Raw genomic sequence first — 16,829 nt, forward strand, 5'->3', positions numbered from 1 at the left:
GCCAGCGGCCTGGAGACCTGATCGTCCGGTGAGGTCACTCTCTCACCTCGTGGCCGTGGTCGAAGGCCTGCGCGAGAGTGGCGTTCATTTCCGCTCGCTGACCGAGGTCGCCGCCGGCCTCTGTATCGGGCGCACCGCACTGTACCGATGCATGAAGCGTGAGCAGACGAGCACGGCCGCCCAGAACCCTACCGCCGCCCGAGCGCCGAGGCGACAAGTTGCCGGTTGGCCTCGCCCCAGTGCTCGACCATCGACGCTCCGTCGTGTTCGTCGCCCTCGTCGATGATGAGCTTCGATCCCGGCCAACGCCGGTGCAGCTCCCACGCGGTGATGACCGGGCCGGAGACGTCGCGGCGTCCGTGGATGAGCCAGCCGGGGATGCCACGGAGCCGGTCCATGCGATCGAGGAGCGGCGGGGTGAGGAAAGCGTCGTGCACCCAATAGTGGGTCACGAGCCGGGCGAATGCGATCCGGTACCGGTCATCGTCCCAGCGTGGATCGCGGGCGAATGCACCCGCTCCGATCGAGACGTGCGTGTCCTCCCACAGCGCCCATTCCCGCGACGCCGCATCGAGCACCTGACCGTCCGAAGAGTTCATCAGGCGGGCATACGCCTCGACAAGGCGTCCCTGCCCACGGATGTAACCAATCCCTGCGTCCTCCGCATGCTTCGCGAGGCGGTCCCAGGCCTCCGGGAAGATCGCGCCGACATCCTCGGTGATCCAGTCGACCTCGCGCCGGTGCGTGCTGGTGACGGCGAGCAGCACGAGCGCGACGACACGCTCGGGATGGGTCTGCGCATAGGCAAGGGCCAGCGTCGACCCCCAGGAGACGCCGTTGATGATCCACCGTTCGACGCCTCGGTCTTCGCGCAGCGCCTCGATGTCGCTGATGAGATGCTGGGTCGTGTTCGTGTCAAGGGCGACTGCCGGGTCAGATGCGTGCGGACGGGAGCTGCCGCAGCCGCGCTGATCGAACCCGATGACCCGGGTCCGAGCGAGATCGAAGCACTTGCGGTATCCGCTTTTCCGCAGGCCTCCGCCCGGTCCGCCATGGAGGTAGAGCGCCGACACACCGTCTGGGGCTCCCCACTCCTCCCAGAAGATCGTCTGCCCGTCGCCTACGGTGAGCAACCCCTGCGCACGTGGCTGCTCGCTCATGCGTCCTCCCTCGTCCCGGGTCGTCAGTGTCCCAAGCCTATGGGGGCGGCGATCCTCCGAGCGCTCGCCCCGGTTCCAAGCCCGTCGGTGTCGACGCGATGAACGTCACCGATCAGCTGCTCGAAGAGAGGAGGCTCGTGCGAGCAGCCGACGCGAACGGTCGGGCGGCTCCTCCCAGCACGGGTGCCGGCCCATGGCCGATCCTTATCGGTTCCGGAGCTTCAGCCAGGAAGAGCCTGGGATAACCGCGATTCTACGGGCTCGATGCGGACTGAGGGCAGCACGCCCTATCTGATCAGGGGTCTTGCGATCACTACCGGAAATTCACGAACTGCAGGGCCACATCGACGTCGGCGTCCTTGAGCATGGCGATCGTCGCCTGCAGGTCGTCGCGGCTCTTCGAGCTGACGCGCAGCTCGTCGCCCTGGACCTGCGACTTGACGCTCTTGGGGGCCTCGTCGCGGATCAGCTTGTTCAGCTGCTTCGCGGTGGCCTGATCGATGCCCTCCTTCAGCGTCGCGTCGATGCGGTACTCCTTGCCGCTCGCGTAGGGTTCGCCGCTGTCGAGTGCCTTGAGCGAGAGCCCGCGCTTGATGAACTTCGACTGCAGCACATCGAGCACGGCGTTGGCGCGCTCCTCCGTGTTCGCCCTGATCTGGATGCCCTGGCCCGAGAGCGTCACCTCGGCACCCACGCCTTTGAAGTCGTAGCGCTGCTCGACCTCCTTGCGCGCCTGGTTGACCGCGTTCTCGACCTCCATCGAGTCGATCTTGCTCACCACGTCAAACGAAGAATCAGCCATGCGCACAGCCTACCCGGGCCGCACGACGTTTCGGCAACGGCATCGGCCCGACCGGGAGGTCCCGTCTGCGCCGGCGCACGAGGCGCTCTCGCGCCGACGGCGAGCTCGGCGGGAGCGGCCCGAACGGCGCACCGAGCCACGAAACACAATGGAAGGCATAACTCGGACGAATAGTTTGTTAGAGTGTTCGACGGCTCAGGCCCGGCGGTTCCGAGACCGGGCAGAATCCGCCCGGCGGACCCTGCGCCCCCTCTTTTTCCCACTCACGCGAAAGGAACACGAACGTGTCCGCAACCACGACGGCCCAGCAGACCCGACGCCTGCCCAGGTGGGTCACCTCCTTCGGCTGGCAGATCCTCGCCGCCCTCGTGCTCGGCCTCGTGCTCGGCGGCATCGCGATGTCGCTCGGCCCCGACGCCGAGGGCAACCCCAACGGCCTCCAGGCCACACTCGCCACGATCGGCAGCAGCTACGTCTCGCTGCTGCGCGCCGCCGTGGTGCCGCTCATCTTCACCGCGATCGTGTCGAGCATCGTGGGCCTGCGCCGCGTCTCCAACGCCGCGCGCCTCGCGGGCCAGACGCTGCTGTGGTTCGCCATCACCGCGCTCATCGCCGTCACCATCGGCATCGTGCTCGGCGTCACGCTCCGACCGGGCGCCGCCGCGTCGCAGACGGAGCTCGAGACCGGGGATCCCTCCAGCGTGGCTACGTGGTGGAACTTCCTCATCGGCCTCGTGCCCTCGAACTTCCTCGGGCTGACGGTGAGCGCCTCGGCGGACGAGGCGACCGGCGCGCTCTCGGCCTCCCCCGAGTTCAACGTGCTGCAGGTCATCGTGGTCTCGGCCGCCGTGGGCATCGCCGCTCTCAAGGTCGGCGAGAAGGCCGAGCCGTTCATCAAGCTCACCGATTCGGCTCTGTCCGTGATCCAGAAGGTGCTGTGGTGGATCATCCGCGTCGCCCCCATCGGCACGCTCGGCCTCATCGGCAACGCGGTCGCCGAGTACGGCTGGAACAAGATGGGCTCGCTCACCTGGTTCGTGGCAACGCTCTACCTCGGCCTCGCGCTCGTACTGTTCGTCGTCTACCCCACGCTCGTGAAGGCGCACGGCCTCTCGGTGAGGCAGTACTTCTCGGGCGTATGGCCCGCCGTGCAGCTGGGCTTCGTGAGCCGCTCCTCGATCGGCACCATGCCGCTCACGGAGCGCGTGACCGAGCGCAACCTCGGCGTGCCGCGCGGCTACGCCTCGTTCGCGGTGCCGTTCGGCTCGACCACCAAGATGGACGGCTGCGCCGCGATCTACCCGGCAGTCTCGGCCATCTTCATCGCCCAGTTCTTCGGCATCGAGCTGACCCTCGTGCAGTACCTGCTGATCGTTCTGGTCTCGGTCGTCGGCTCCGCCGCCACCGCCGGCACCACGGGCGCGACGGTCATGCTGACGCTCACGCTGTCGACGCTCGGCCTGCCCCTCGAGGGCGTGGGCCTGCTGCTGGCGGTCGACCCCGTCATCGACATGGGCCGCACCGCGATCAACGTGGCGGGCCAGGCGCTCGTGCCGACCATCGTCTCCAAGCGCGAGGGAATCCTCGACCTCGATCTCTACAACGCTCCCCGCAAGGGCCTCGCGTTCGACAACGACGACGTCGACGCGGGCGATGAGCCCGCCTCGGGCCCCGCGCCCGACGAGATCCGGGATCCGGAAGCCGCCGCCCGCCCGTAGCGGGTGCGGAGGGCGCGCGGCCTCGTGTGCCACCTGATCGCGTCCCTGCCGGGCGCGGCGGGACCGCCCGCCGAGGGCCTCGCGCGCTCCCGCGAGCTGCTGGAGGCGATCGCCGGCGCCTCGTTCCCCGAGTCGATGTCCGACGAGGACGCGCTCCTGGTCGGCACCGGGAGGAGGGCCCCCTCCGCCCCCGAGACCGCCGCGCTGGGCGAGCTGGCCTCGAGGCTGCCGCTGTGCCTGGGCTGAGGCCGCAGCGCGCGGCGAGGGATCCGGACGGCGATCCGCGAAGATTTTTCCGCGCCGTGTCGATCCCGACCGTTCCCATTCGACGCCTGCAGTGAGAGGGTCGAGAAACGACCCTCGACCGAATGGAGAACATCATGAAGTACATGCTGATCATGCGCGACACCGACGAGGCCATCGAGGCGTCCAAGGAGGTGCCGTTCGAGGAGATCCTCGAGACCATGGGCCGATACAACGAGTCGCTCATGAAGGCCGGCGTGATGGCGGGCGGAGAGGGCCTCACCCCGCCCGAGGAGGGCGTCGTCGTCGACTTCTCCGCCGATCCGCCGCTCGTCACCGACGGCCCCTACGGCGAGACCAAGGAGCTCTTCAACGGCTTCTGGATCCTTGAGGTGTCCTCGAAGGAGGAGGCCGTGGAGTGGGCTAAACGCTGCCCCCTCGGCCCCGGCAGCAAGCTCGAGGTGCGCCGCATCCACGCCGACGAGGACTTCCCCCAGGACAACGAGTGGGTGCAGAAGGAGAAGGGATGGCGCGAGGAGCTGCAGGAGAAGCAGGCGCGGTCCTAGAAGCCCGGGTGCTCGAGAGGCCCGTGGACGACTCGCGCACCGGAGGACCGGCATGAGCGGGGACGAAGCCGTTCGGCGCACGGTCGCGGCGGTCTGGCGGATCGAGTCCGCCCGGATCGTCGCGACCCTGACGCGCGTCGTCGGCGATTTCGGGCTGGCCGAGGATCTGGCGCAGGAGGCGCTGGCCGACGCGCTGACGCAGTGGCCCGATTCGGGGGTGCCGCGCAACCCGGCTGCCTGGCTCACCGCCGTCGCGAAGCGCAAGGCGGTCGACCACTGGCGGCGCAGCGAGCGCTACGACGCGCGGATCGCGCTGCTCGCGCAGGATCTGGAGCGGGAGCAGGCGCGGGATCCGGGCGCCGACGGCGACCCGTGGGACCCCGACCGCATCGACGACGAGGTGCTCGGGCTCGTCTTCGTCGCCTGTCACCCCGTGCTCGCGCAGCAGGCGCAGGTCGCGCTCACCCTCCGCGTCGTCGGCGGGCTCACGAGCGAGGAGATCGCGCGCGCCTTCCTGGTGCCGACCGCGACCGTGCAGCAGCGCATCGTGCGGGCGAAGAAGACGCTCGCCGCGGCGCGGGTGCCGTTCGAGGTGCCGGGGCGCGACGAGTTCCCGGAGCGGCTCGCCGGGGTGCTGAGCGTGCTCTACCTCATCTTCAACGAGGGCCACACGGCGAGCGCCGGGAACGAGTGGATGCGGCCCGAGCTGGCGCGCGAGGCGGTGCGGCTGGCGCGGGTGCTGGTCGGGCTCGCGCCGCGCGAGCCCGAGGCGCTCGGGCTGCTCGCCCTGATGGAGCTCACGGCGGCGCGCTTCCCGGCGCGGGTGACCGCCGACGGGGAGCCCGTGCAGCTGGACCGGCAGGATCGCAGCCGCTGGGACCGCGAGGCGATCTCGCGGGGTCGCGCGGCGCTCGCCCGCGTCGACGCGCTCGGCCGTGGGCGCGGCTCCTACGCGCTGCAGGCCTCCATCGCCGAGTGCCACGCGGTGGCCGCCTCCATCGACGACACTGACTGGGAGCGCATCGTGGTGCTCTACGAGGCGCTGGGCCGTATCGCCCCCTCGCCCGTGGTCGAGCTGAACCGGGCCGGAGCCGTCGCGATGGCGGCGGGGCCGGAGGCGGCGCTGCCGATCCTCGACCGGCTCGAGGCCTCGGGCGCGCTGCGCGGGTACCACCTGCTGCCCGCCACACGCGCCGAGCTGCTGCGCCGATCCGGTCGCGAGCGCCAGGCCAGGGAGGCCTTCGCCGCAGCCGCCGCGCTCACCCGCAACGAGCGCGAGCGGGCGCTCCTGGAGGCCAAAGCCGCGGGCGATGCCTAGGCCGCCGCGCACGGATCCGCCTTCCGGCACATGGAATCAAGCAGAACAGTGTGCTGGAAGGCGGATCCGTGCACCGGCCGGGACGCGCCTACCGCACCGACGCCCGCCGCATCGCGAACCAGGTGCCGACGAGGGCGACGACCATGACGGCGATGGCGCCGATCGCCACCCCGCCGCGGGTAAGGCTCAAGAAGATCTCGCCCAGATCGGGCGCGATGATGAGGAGCGTCACCGAGAGGCCGAGACCCAGCACGATGCCCATGAGGGCCGGCCCCCTGCTGCCGAAGCGCACCCAGACCGCCGCGAACAGCCCTCCGATCGTGAGGCAGAAGAGCGTGCCGAGAAACGCGGTCGCGCCGACGATTGCCGGATCGCCGGCGCCCAGCAGATACACGTCGATCGCGTAGACGCCCAGGAACCAGTGGTTCGTGACGAGTTCGAGGCCCAGCAGCACCAGCAGCAGCGCCGTGACGTACAGTGCCTGCAGCGCGTTCGCGAGCATCGTGCCGAGGATGAAGTTGCGGCGCGTCGTGCCCAGCGCGAGCGCGAAAGGATAGGTCGTGGCGACGGCCTGGACCCCGTAGTAGACGAGGAATCCGGGCAGCGCCCAGAGGATGGCCTGGTTCCACCTCGCGCCCTCGACGTAGTCGGGCGAGGTGGGGTCGGCGCCGGTGCCGCGCAGGATGGCGATCTGGATGATCACCGTCACCACCAGCACGAAGGCCAGGATGATGGGCGGAACGCTGGTGTAGGTCCCGAGCTTGTTCAGGTGAAGCCGGGTCACCTTCAGGATGCGGCTCATGATGCTTTCCTTCCCGAGAGCTGCGATACGTTGTCGAGTTCAGGATCGGCGTCGGGCTGCCCGGTGTCGCCCAGGCCGTACGCCGCGACGAGATCCTGCAGCGACACGGGGCTGATCTCGAGCGCGAGCCGCGCCGCGGCCTCGCGATCCTCGTCGCCCAGGCGGCCCTCGACGACGGCGGTTCCGAGCCCGCCGATGGACCGGGTCGAGAGGGCTTCGCGATCCCGCACGAATTCGTCGACCGCCGAGGCGCGGCCCGCCACCTGGTACGAGCCCCCGCGCAGCTCCTCCACATCCGAGTGCCGCACGACGCGACCGCGGTCGAGGATCACGACGCGCTCGAGCAGTTGGTCCATCTCGTCGATCAGGTGCGTCGAGAGGACGACGGTGCGCGGGTGCGCGGCGTAGTCCTGCAGCAGCTCGTCGTAGAAGATGTGCCGCGCCGTCGCGTCGAGCCCCAGGTAGGGCTCGTCGAAGAACGTGATGGGCGAGCGCGACGCGAGGCCGAGCACGATGCCGAGCGACGAGAGCTGACCGCGCGAGAACTTCTTGATGATGGGCTTGGCCGGGATGCGGAAGAGGTCGATGAGCCGGTCGGCGGTCTGCTGCGACCAGTGGGGGTAGAAGATCGCGGCCGCGCGGATCGCGTGCTTCAGCCTGTAGTCGTCGGGGTAGCGCTGGTTGTCGCGCAGAAAGCACATCCGCTCGATGGTCTCGGCCCGCTCGAACGGGTCGTGCCCGGCGACGCGGACGGTGCCCGAGCTCGGGCGGTCCTGCGCCGTGACGAGCGACATGAGCGTCGTCTTGCCGGCTCCGTTGCGGCCGAGCAGGCCGGTGATCGCGTTCTCGCGGATGTCGAGCGTGACGTCGTCGAGCGCGGGAACGCCCCGGTAGAGGCGCGTGAGGCCGCGCGTTTCGATGGCCGCTGTCGCGGTGTCGGTGGTCATTGGGCTGACTCCTTCGCTTTCTGCTCGATGAGCCGGACGATGTCTGGGGTCGAAAGGCCGAGCGTGCCGGCCTCGGCGATGAGCGGGACGACGTAGCGGTCGACGAATGCCTGCTGGCGCTCGTCCGCGATGAGCGCCTTCGCCCCCGTGGAGACGAACATGCCGATGCCGCGCTTCTTGTAGAGCACGCCCGCGTCGACCAGCCGGTTGAGCGCCTTGCCCGCCGTCGCGGGATTGATGCGCAGGTACGCCGCGAGCTCGTTGGTGGAGGGTACCTGCTGCTCCTCCTCGTACACCCCTCGGAGCACGTCGTTCGCGACGCGGTCTGCGAGCTGCAGGAAGATGGGGCGCGTGTCATCGAACACCCGTCGCCTCCGTTCGATTCGAGAGCCCGGGGCCCGGAATCCGGACCCCTCAGCCTCTTTGGTTCATTACTTCACTAATTAACCTACGCACCCTCACCGGATCTGTCAAGAGCCCGCCCCCTTGCGATCAATCATCAGATGAATTAGCTTGGGGGTGCTCCACGAGACGGGGCCGTCGAGAGGAATCAGATGCCGAGCAGCAACATCGCGGTCAGTCACACCGATGTCGGGTTCATCACCGCGGAGGTCGCTCGCGCCGAGCGGATCTCGCCGAGCTTCGTGCGGCTCACGGTCGGGGGCGAGGATCTGGCGGACTGGCGGCACCTCGGGTTCGACCAGTGGTTCCGCCTCGCGCTGCCGGTCGCGGGCGAGGCCACGCAGTTCGAGCGCCTCGCGAGACGCTTCGACATGCGCGGCTACCTGCGCTACCTTGCCCTGCCCAAGGCAACGCGACCCGTGATCCGCAGCTACACGGTGCGCGAGTTCCGGCCGGAGGCGGGCGAGCTCGACATCGACTTCGTCGTGCACCCCTCAGACGACCCCGCGCACTCCGGCGTCGCCGGCCCGTGGGCCGAGTCGCTGCCGGTCGGCGCCCGCGTGGCGCTCATCGACCAGGGCTGCGGGTACCGCCCCGTCGACGGGGCTCGCCGCGTGGTGCTGGCCGGCGACGAGAGCGCCCTGCCCGCGGTGCTCGGGATCCTGCGCGACCTGCCCCGGGACGCCGTCGGCGAGGCGATCGTCGAGGTGCCGGACGCGGCCGACCGTCAGGCCGACGCCGCCCCGGAGGGCGTGCGCGTGCAGTGGCTGGTGCGGGATCGCGCCGCGGCCGCCGGCGACGCCGCGCTCGAGGCGCTGCGCGCGCTTCCGGCGTGGGACGAACCGGTGTCGGCGTTCGTGGCCGGCGAGCAGAGGCTCGCGACGGGCGGGCGCAGGCACCTCGTCGGCGACCGCGGCGTGGCGAAGACCGCCGTCGACTTCTGCGGGTACTGGCGGGCGGGCTGAGCGCGGCCCTCCGGGTCGCGGCGCCTCCCGCGCGCAGCGCGCGAATCACAGCGGTGTCATTTATCCACAGCGCCCGCGACGCCTGTGGGTAACGAGCGGGGGCGGATCGCCGCGACCGCGGCGGCACGCCCCGTTCTCCCGCGGATCCGCGCCGATCCGGCGCTCGCCGGAGGATGAATCACACCGGTGTCATTCATCCACAGGCGCGCGGCGCGCCGGCCTCAGATGATCCCGATCTCCATGGCCCTGATCACCGCGCGGGTGCGATCCGAGACGCCCAGCTTCTCGAAGACGTGCAGCAGGTGCGTCTTCACCGTGGACTCGCCGATGAACAGGCGACCGGCGATCTCGGGGTTGCTGAGGCCCTCGGCCACGAGGGCGAGGATCTCACGCTCCCGCGGGGTGAGGCCGGGTGAGGGATCCGCCTCCGCGCCCGGAGCACCGGCGGGCGCCCCGCCGCGCGCGGCCTGGGCCAGCGCGGCCGCGACCGACGGCGCGAGCACCATCTGGCCGGCGGCGACGGCCCGCACTCCGGCGGCGAGCTCCTCCGCTGGGGCCGCCTTCACGAGGTATCCGCCCGCCCCCGCCTCGATGGCGGCGAGGATCTGGTCGTCGTCCTCGTACGTCGTGAAGACGAGCACCCGCGCCGACGCGCCGCGCCCCTGCACGATCCGGCGGGTCGCCTCGACCCCGCCGATGCCCGGCATGCGCAGATCCATCAGCACGACGTCAGGCTCGTGCCGCGCCACCAGCTCGACGGCTTCCTCGCCCGAAGCCGCCTCGGCGACGACCTCGAAGTCGGGTTCGGTGTCGAGCAACCCCACGATCCCGGACCGCACGATGGGATGATCGTCAGCCACCAGCACGCGGATCATCCTCCCGTCCCTTCCCCGGCGCCGACGCTCGCGACCGTGCCCGACGCCTCGGCACCGCCGGGGGCGCCCGGCCCCGGCGGCAGAAGCACTTCGAGGCTCGCACCGCCCGAGGCGCCGGGCGAGAAGCGCACCGCTCCCCCGACGTGACGCACCCGGTCGGCGAGCCCGCTCAGGCCGAAACCCATCGGCCCCGTCCCCGCGCCGGGCCCGACACCGTCGTCGTCCACTCGCAGCACCGCACCGCCGCCGGGCCGGGCGGCCAGGCGCACGCGCACCGCGGATGCCCGGGCGTGCTTGCGCGCGTTGGCGAGTCCCTCCTGCGCGGCGCGCAGCAGCACCACCTGCCGTTCGCGGTCGAGCGGAACGGTCTCGAGATCGCAGCGCACGTCGAGCCCCGTGTCGGCGCGCAGACGCTCCGCCACCCGCTCGATCGCGGCCTCGAGGCCGCCGTCGCCGAGCGGCTGCGTGGTCGCGACGAGCGCGCGGGCCTCGCCGGCCGCCTCGCGAGCGGCCGAGGCGACGCGGGAGAGGCGGTCCCGCGCCCGCTCCGCGTCGCCCGCGGCGAGCGCGCGGTCGGCCTGCTCGCTCAGCATCACGAGCCCCGCGAGCGTCTGGGTGAGGGTGTCGTGCAGCTCGCGCGACATGCGCTCGCGCTCGCTCGCGGCGCCCGCCTCCTGCGAGAGCGCCGCCACCTCCGCCTGCGTGCGGCGCAACTGCTCGGCCACCTCGCGGTACTGCTCGCCCCGCATGAAGATGCGCGTGATCCAGGTGCCCATGACGACCGAGAACACGAACGAGACCGGCCCGGTGATCGCCGCGGAGGCCAGCGCACCAGAGGAGCCGCCGAGGTGCAGGCCGAGGAACATCGCGGCGCCGAGCGTGAGCGCGACGGCCGCGCTCCACAGCACCGCGTCGCGGTACCTCACCGCGGTCGTCCAGATCATCGGGTAGACGAGCGCCTGCAGCATGGCGTGGAGCGGCGTGACGAAGGTCGCGAGGGCGAGCAGGGCGACGAGCAGCGTCAAGAAGGCGGCGCCCGCGTACCGCAGCGGATCGTCGCGCATGCCGCGCAGCAGCACGCGACGGCCGAGCGCGACGTGGAGCGCTCCGAACAGGGCCAGCGGCAGCAGCACGAGCGCGAGGCGCAGCCAGAGCTCGCGATCCCGCGCCCAGATCGGGGCGCCGTCGATCGCCTCGAACGCGCCGAGGGTCCCCTGGAACACGAGCAGCACGGCGACGGCCGCGTCCCACCAGAACAGCGGGCGCGCGGTGCGCAACGCCGCCGCCTCGTCGATGCGCGACGGCGAAGACGCGGCGGCTCCTCCGCCGATCTGCTCCACCATGCCCCCATTCTCCCCCAGGCCGAGCCGTCGGGGCCGGATCACGACCGCTTGACCCACCTGAAGCTGAGCACGCTGAGCACCAGGCCCGCCACCAGCCAGATGCCGAGGTTCAGCGCCATGAGCCCCAGGTCCCACCCGCCCGAGGGCTCGGACGCCGCGAAGTGCTCGGGCAGGAACACGCTGCGCATGCCCTGCGCGACCCACTTGAGCGGGAAGAACGAGGCGATGTTCTGCAGCCAGGCGGGCAGCATCGAGAAGTCGAGGTAGACGCCCGAGATGAACTGCAGCACGAGCAGGATGGGCAGGATCACGGCGGTCGCGCTCTTCGCCGATCGCGGCAGCGCGGAGAGCGCGACCCCGAGCAGGCTCATCGTCGCGATGCCCAGCCCGAAGATCCACGCGAAGCGCAGCCAGAGTTCGGGATCGGTCGGCAGCTGGATCCGGAACACGAGTGCGGCGAAGAGCAGCAGCAGCGCCATCTGCAGCAGGCCTGAGATGAGCACCATGCCGGCCTTGCCGATGAAGTAGCTGACGGGCGAGAGCGGCGTGCCGCCCAGCCGGCGCAGCCAGCCGGCGCCCTTCTCGTGCGCGATGTCCATGGCGAGGTTCTGCACGCCCGTGAGCAGCACGCCGGCGGCCGCCATGCCCGGCAGGTAGTAGGCCGCCATGCTGATGCCTCCGCTCCCATCCGGCTTCGCGCCGACCTCGCCGAGCGAGGCGAACGCGGCGCCGAAGATGCCGAGTAGGACCACGGGGAACAGAAAGCCGAAGAACACCCCGTCCGCCGCCCGGAAGTACCCGCGCACCTCGAACCCGACCCTCGAGAGTCCGGTGCGCAGCACGCCCGGAACGCTCCTCGTCCCACTCGACGCGCCGGGTACGGCGCCCGTCATCGCGTTCATGCCGCCTCCTCCCTCTGCTGATCCTCGAGCGCGGAGCGGGAGCCCGCTCCGATCAGCCCGAGATAGATCTCCTCAAGATCGGGCCGGGATACCTCCAGGAGATCCGGCTCTCCGCGGTCGGCGATGAGCCCCGCCACGAACGCGCCGGGCGCGTCGGTCCGCTGCTCCAGCGCTCGACCCGCCGTGTCGCGCCACCGCACGACCGGCACCCGCGCCGAGGCTCCGCCGAGCTCCCCGGGAGGCGCCTCGGCTACGATCCGCCCGTCCGAGAGCACCCCGACGCGGTCGGCGAGGTGCGCGGCCTCGTCGAGGTAGTGGGTGGTGAGCAGGATCGTCGTGCCCGTGCGCGCGAGATCCCGCAGCATGTCCCAGAAATGGCGCCGCGCCTCGGGGTCGAAGCCCGTGGTCGGCTCGTCCAGGAACAGCAGCTCCGGGCGGCCGACGATGCCGAGCGCCACGTCCAAGCGGCGCTGCTGGCCACCCGAGAGCTTGCCCGCCCGCTTCCCGGCGTGCTCCGAGAGTCCCACGAGCGACAGCGCCTCGTCCACGCCGCGCGGATCCGGGTAGAGGCCGCCGAAGTGCGAGAGGAGCTCCCGCGGCGTATAGGGGCCGAGGTCGCCCGGCTGCTGGGCGACGATGCCGATCCGGGATCTCCAGGCCCGCGGGGCGGCCAGCGGATCCGCGCCGAGCACGCGCACCTCGCCGCCGCCCGCGCGCCGGAACCCCTCGAGGATCTCGATCGTCGTGCTCTTGCCGGCCCCGTTCGGGCCGAGCAGGGCGTAGGTCTCGCCCCGGCCGATGTCGAGGTCGAGGCCGCGCAGGATCGCGCGGTCGCCGTACCGCTTCGTGAGGCCGCGCACCCGCACGACCGGATCTGTGCCGTTCGTCATGGTTCCAGCCTGGCGCCTCGGCCCGCTGCGCGGCAGCGACCGGGTGGACGATCCGCCCGTCCACCGGCCGGTGGATGGCGTGCGGTCGCCGAGGCGCGCCGAGCACCGCGCCGGGCGGGCGTAGGCTGGGCTGGTGAGCATCGATACCCCGCGCGCCGCGTCTCGCTCGTTCGCCTCCGACAACTACGCGGGAGCCCACCCCGAGGTGCTCGCCGCGGTCGCGGCGGCGAACGTGGGCCACGCACCGGCCTACGGCGCCGACCCCTGGACCGCGCGCTTCGCCGAGGTCGTGCGCACCCTCTTCGGGGAGCGGGCGGAAGCCTTCCCGGTGTTCAACGGCACCGGGGCCAACGTGCTCTCGCTGCAGGCCTCACTGCCCCGCTGGGGCGCCGTCGTCTGCGCGCGCAGCGCCCACGTCAACGTCGACGAGGGCGGGGCGCCCGAGAAGACCGCGGGGCTCAAGCTGCTCCCCGTGCCCGCCGAGCACGGCAAGCTCACCCCGGAGCTCGTCGACCGCGAGGCGTGGGGGTGGGGCGACGAGCACCGCGCCCAGCCCCTCGCCGTCTCCATCTCGCAGAGCACCGAGCTCGGCACCTGTTACACGGCGGCGGAGGTGCGGGCGCTCGCCGATCACGCCCACGAGCGCGGCATGGTGCTGCACGTGGACGGCTCGCGGCTCGGCAACGCCGCCGCCCACCTCGGGTGCTCGCTCGCCGAGATCACGAGCGAGGCGGGCGTCGACCTGCTCAGCCTCGGCGGCACCAAGAACGGCCTGCTCGGGGCCGAGGCCGTGGTCGTGCTCAATCCGGACGCCGCGTCGGGGCTCCCGTATCTCCGCAAACTCGATATGCAGCTCGGCTCGAAGATGCGCTTCGTCTCGGCTCAGCTGATCGCGCTCTACGAGGGCGATCTCTGGCTGCGCTCGGCGGGCCGCGCCAACGAGATGGCGTCGCGGCTGCGCGCGGGCCTCGAGACGCTCGCGGCGCGCGGCGCGCGCATCGGGCTGCCCCACCCCACCCAGTCGAACGTCGTCTTCGCCGCCCTTCCGGCCGACGCCAGGGCACGGGCCCACGAGCGCTTCCGCTTCTACGACTGGCCGGGCGACGACTCGCTGGTGCGCCTCATGTGCGCGTTCGACACGACGCCCGACGACGTCGACGCGCTGCTCGCCGCGATCGCGGGCTGATCCGGACCTCGCCCCGGCGCCTCTCACACCCCGATCCCGCCGAACGCGAGACGCGCGGCGATCACGAGCATCACGACGGCCACGACCCAGTCGAGCACCTGCCAGGAGCGCGGCGCGGCGAAGAAGCGCGTCAGCGCCCGCGCCCCGTACCCGAGCGCGAAGAACCACGCGACGCTCGCGATCGCCCCGCCCGCCACGAACCACCAGCGCTCCGGGTCGCCCTGGGCGTTGCCGATCGAGCCCATGAGCAGCATCGTGTCGAGGTAGACGTGCGGGTTGAGATAGGTGATGGCGAGGCAGGCCAGGATCGTGCGCCTCCGCGATCCCTCCGCTCCCCCGGCCGCCGCCAGCGCTCGGGGCTCCATCGCCCGCCGCGCCGCGCTCCACGCGTACCAGAGCAGGAACGCGACGCCGCCCCAGCGCACGATCTCGAGCAGAATCGGCGCGCGCTGCACCACGAAGCCGATGCCGGCCACCCCGAGCAGCTCGAGCAGCGCGTCCGTGAGCCCGCAGATGAGCACCACGGGGAGCACGTGCTCGCGGCGGATCCCCTGGCGCAGCACGAAGGCGTTCTGCGCGCCGATGGCGACGATGAGGGAGAGCCCGCTGCCGGCGCCGATGAGGAGAGGAAGGATCACGCAGACGACGTTACGGGCCGCGCAGCTCGCGCATCCACTTCAGAATGCCTACAGATTCTGAAGTAACATGAGCAATGCTTCATCGAGAGGGGGCCGCATGGATCTGCCGGTCGAGCACCTGTCCACCTTCGCCGCGATCGTCGAGGAGCGCAGCTTCGAGGGGGCAGCCAGGCGACTGCACATCACGCCCTCGGCGGTGAGCCAGCGCGTGCGCGCCATGGAGCAGCGCGTCGGGGCGGTGCTGCTGCGCCGCAGCCGCCCGATCGAGGTGACGGAGGCGGGCACGGCGGTGCTGCGGGCCGCTCGGCAGGTGGAACGCATCGCCGGCGACGTGGCGGCCGAACTGGGGCAGGAGCCGGCGGGCGGATCGCTGATCCCGATCGTCGTCAACGCCGACTCGCTCGCCACCTGGTTCGTTCCGGCGATCGCCCGGGCCGCGCGCGAGACCGGCGCGCGGTTCGAGGTGATCCGCGCCGACGAGACCCTCTCGACGGATCACCTGCGCCGCGGCGCCGCGATGGCGGCCGTCACGGCGACGCGCGAGCCGGTGCCGGGCTGCACCGCGGCGCGCCTGGGCGTCGACCGCTACCGAGCGGTGGCCAGCCCGCGGTTCGCCGCGCTCCACTTCGCCGGCGGGCTGAGCGCCGAGACGGTGCGCACCGCCCCCATGGTCGAGTTCGACCGGCAGGACGTCTTCCAGCAGCGCTTCCTGCGCCGCGTGACCCGCGCGGACGTCTCGCCGCCCCGGCACTACGTGCCGTCATCGGCCGAGTTCGCACTGGCGGTCGAGCTGGGCATGGGGTGGGGCATGCTGCCTGCGCTGCAGTGCGCCGAGGCGCTCGCGGACGGGCGTCTCGTCGAGCTCGCCCCCGGATCCGCCATCGATCTGCCGCTCTACTGGCAGCGCTGGAGGCTGCGCTCGCCGGTACTCGACGCCCTCTCGTCGGTGATCGCCGAGGAGGCCGCGGCCGCGCTCGGCTGACGCGAGGACCGGCTGCGCCGAGCACCGGCGCTACGCTGGTTGGAGTCACGCCGAGGAGGATCCATGCCGCACGCCACCGCCCTGCCGCTCGTGGACGCGCGCTGATGCTGGGGGTGCTGCAGGGCTTCGCCCTGATCCTCGGCATCATCGCCGCGGGTTATCTGGCAGCGCTCTTCCGCGTGGTCGAGGGCGAGCAGCGCCGGGTGCTCAACAGCGTCGCGTTCTTCGTGGCCACACCCGCGCTGCTGTTCTCGGTGCTGCGGAAGAGCGATCCGGGGGTGATCCTCTCCCCCGTCATCCTGGTCACGAGCGCGGCCGCGATCATCGTAGCGGCGGCCTTCGTCATCGCCTCGCGGCTGTGGTTCCGACGCGACCTCGCGGGCACCACGCTCGGGGCGACCTGTGCGGGCTACGTCAACTCGAACAACCTCGGCCTGCCGGTGGCGGTCTACATCCTCGGCGACGCGGCCTACGTCGCGCCCCTCATCCTCGTGCAGCTGATCGCCTTCGCGCCCGCCGTCCTCGCGATCCTCGAGTCGACCCGCGGCAACCAGCGCGGCGCGGTCGTCGCGCTCGGCCGCGCGGCCTCCAACCCGATCATCATCGCGTCGGTGCTCGGCCTGCTCGCGGCGCTCCTGGCGGTGCCGATCCCGGAACTCGTGATGGGGCCGATCGACATGCTCGGGGCTGCGGCGATCCCGATGGTGCTGCTCAGCTTCGGCATGTCGCTGCGGGGTCAGCGGGCGCTGCAGCCGGGCACCGGCCGCGCCGCGGTGCTCGTCGCCTCGGCGCTCAAGGTGCTGATCATGCCGGTCGTGGCCTGGGGGCTCGCCACCGTGTTCGGCTTCGGCGCGCACGAGACCTTCGTCGCGACCACCATCGCCGCCCTGCCCACGGCTCAGAACGTCTACAACTACGCGGCCACCTATCGTCGCGCCGAGACCACGGTGCGCGACACGGTGTTCCTCACGACCTTCGCCTCCCTGCCGGTCATCGCGGCCGTGTCCTGGCTGCTCGGATAGGCGCAGCTGGAATATCGGGCGCCGCGCCCGCGTTGCGACTGTGCGGAACCATCACCGGCACGCCGCCG

At 71.5% G+C, this 16,829-nt stretch carries 18 protein-coding genes; 8 read left to right on the forward strand and 10 right to left on the reverse strand.

Translation table 11 applies throughout. From position 1 onward, the window contains the following. Positions 1-188: 188 nt before the first annotated feature. On the reverse strand, positions 189-1,160 hold the full coding sequence (locus tag D1J51_RS05305) for an alpha/beta fold hydrolase (protein WP_119074149.1): 972 nt from the start codon (positions 1,158-1,160) through the stop codon (positions 189-191). Positions 1,161-1,473: 313 nt separating this feature from the next. Continuing rightward, positions 1,474-1,962: a YajQ family cyclic di-GMP-binding protein gene (locus D1J51_RS05310; RefSeq protein WP_119074150.1), complete on the reverse strand. Its 489-nt coding sequence runs from the start codon at positions 1,960-1,962 to the stop codon at positions 1,474-1,476. Between the two features lie 284 nt (positions 1,963-2,246). Here D1J51_RS05310 and D1J51_RS05315 point away from each other — a divergent pair, with 284 nt between their 5' ends. The 4 genes from D1J51_RS05315 to D1J51_RS05330 all read left to right on the forward strand — a co-directional run bounded on the left by D1J51_RS05315 (position 2,247) and on the right by D1J51_RS05330 (position 5,807). After that, a complete protein-coding gene (locus tag D1J51_RS05315; RefSeq protein ID WP_119074151.1) occupies positions 2,247-3,680 on the forward strand; it encodes a dicarboxylate/amino acid:cation symporter in 1,434 nt (477 codons plus the stop codon). 24 nt (positions 3,681-3,704) lie between these two features. Next, positions 3,705-3,926, forward strand: a complete 222-nt coding sequence (locus D1J51_RS05320; protein WP_205547740.1) for a hypothetical protein — start codon at positions 3,705-3,707, stop codon at positions 3,924-3,926. Positions 3,927-4,060: 134 nt separating this feature from the next. After that, positions 4,061-4,489 (forward strand): YciI family protein, encoded by a 429-nt coding sequence (locus D1J51_RS05325; RefSeq protein WP_119074304.1) that lies wholly within the window; start codon positions 4,061-4,063, stop codon positions 4,487-4,489. A gap of 52 nt (positions 4,490-4,541) precedes the next feature. After that, positions 4,542-5,807, forward strand: a complete 1,266-nt coding sequence (locus D1J51_RS05330) for an RNA polymerase sigma factor (protein ID WP_119074152.1) — start codon at positions 4,542-4,544, stop codon at positions 5,805-5,807. A gap of 88 nt (positions 5,808-5,895) precedes the next feature. Here D1J51_RS05330 and D1J51_RS05335 read toward each other — a convergent pair whose 3' ends face one another. Genes D1J51_RS05335 through D1J51_RS05345 form a run of 3 tightly spaced genes read right to left on the reverse strand, consistent with a single transcriptional unit; the run spans position 5,896 to position 7,921 of the window. Beyond that, entirely contained in the window at positions 5,896-6,609 is a 714-nt protein-coding gene (locus tag D1J51_RS05335) for a hypothetical protein (RefSeq protein WP_119074153.1), read from the reverse strand. Beyond that, the gene (locus D1J51_RS05340) at positions 6,606-7,556 is read right to left on the reverse strand and encodes an ABC transporter ATP-binding protein (protein WP_119074154.1); all 951 of its coding nucleotides are present in this window, start codon (positions 7,554-7,556) and stop codon (positions 6,606-6,608) included. Before D1J51_RS05340 ends, D1J51_RS05335 begins: the two co-directional genes overlap by 4 nt. Further along, entirely contained in the window at positions 7,553-7,921 is a 369-nt protein-coding gene (locus tag D1J51_RS05345) for a GntR family transcriptional regulator (protein WP_119074155.1), read from the reverse strand. Before D1J51_RS05345 ends, D1J51_RS05340 begins: the two co-directional genes overlap by 4 nt. Positions 7,922-8,110: 189 nt before the next feature. Here D1J51_RS05345 and D1J51_RS05350 point away from each other — a divergent pair, with 189 nt between their 5' ends. After that, the gene (locus D1J51_RS05350) at positions 8,111-8,923 is read left to right on the forward strand and encodes a siderophore-interacting protein (RefSeq protein WP_119074156.1); all 813 of its coding nucleotides are present in this window, start codon (positions 8,111-8,113) and stop codon (positions 8,921-8,923) included. Between the two features lie 221 nt (positions 8,924-9,144). On the opposite strand, the gene D1J51_RS05355 is transcribed toward D1J51_RS05350, so the two are convergent. Genes D1J51_RS05355 through D1J51_RS05370 form a run of 4 tightly spaced genes read right to left on the reverse strand, consistent with a single transcriptional unit; the run spans position 9,145 to position 12,933 of the window. Next, entirely contained in the window at positions 9,145-9,798 is a 654-nt protein-coding gene (locus tag D1J51_RS05355) for a response regulator (RefSeq protein ID WP_119074157.1), read from the reverse strand. Continuing rightward, the gene (locus D1J51_RS05360) at positions 9,795-11,141 is read right to left on the reverse strand and encodes a sensor histidine kinase (protein WP_119074158.1); all 1,347 of its coding nucleotides are present in this window, start codon (positions 11,139-11,141) and stop codon (positions 9,795-9,797) included. The genes D1J51_RS05355 and D1J51_RS05360 overlap by 4 nt, the downstream gene beginning before the upstream one ends. Before the next feature lie 38 nt (positions 11,142-11,179). Further along, the gene (locus D1J51_RS05365; protein ID WP_119074159.1) at positions 11,180-12,043 is read right to left on the reverse strand and encodes an ABC transporter permease; all 864 of its coding nucleotides are present in this window, start codon (positions 12,041-12,043) and stop codon (positions 11,180-11,182) included. Continuing rightward, on the reverse strand, positions 12,040-12,933 hold the full coding sequence (locus D1J51_RS05370) for an ABC transporter ATP-binding protein (RefSeq protein ID WP_119074160.1): 894 nt from the start codon (positions 12,931-12,933) through the stop codon (positions 12,040-12,042). Before D1J51_RS05370 ends, D1J51_RS05365 begins: the two co-directional genes overlap by 4 nt. Positions 12,934-13,063: 130 nt before the next feature. Here D1J51_RS05370 and D1J51_RS05375 point away from each other — a divergent pair, with 130 nt between their 5' ends. After that, a complete protein-coding gene (locus tag D1J51_RS05375) occupies positions 13,064-14,119 on the forward strand; it encodes a threonine aldolase family protein (RefSeq protein WP_119074161.1) in 1,056 nt (351 codons plus the stop codon). A 23-nt stretch (positions 14,120-14,142) separates the two neighbouring features. Here D1J51_RS05375 and D1J51_RS05380 read toward each other — a convergent pair whose 3' ends face one another. After that, a complete protein-coding gene (locus tag D1J51_RS05380) occupies positions 14,143-14,757 on the reverse strand; it encodes a LysE/ArgO family amino acid transporter (protein WP_119074162.1) in 615 nt (204 codons plus the stop codon). Positions 14,758-14,854: 97 nt separating this feature from the next. On the opposite strand from D1J51_RS05380, the gene D1J51_RS05385 reads away from it, so the two are divergent. Further along, positions 14,855-15,739, forward strand: coding sequence for a LysR family transcriptional regulator ArgP (locus D1J51_RS05385; protein ID WP_119074163.1), 885 nt, complete (start codon positions 14,855-14,857; stop codon positions 15,737-15,739). Positions 15,740-15,843: 104 nt separating this feature from the next. Beyond that, positions 15,844-16,761, forward strand: coding sequence for an AEC family transporter (locus tag D1J51_RS05390; RefSeq protein WP_119074164.1), 918 nt, complete (start codon positions 15,844-15,846; stop codon positions 16,759-16,761). Positions 16,762-16,829 lie beyond the last annotated feature (68 nt).

Source organism: Leucobacter sp. wl10 (assembly GCF_003569785.1).
In the GTDB taxonomy this organism is placed as follows: domain Bacteria; phylum Actinomycetota; class Actinomycetes; order Actinomycetales; family Microbacteriaceae; genus Leucobacter.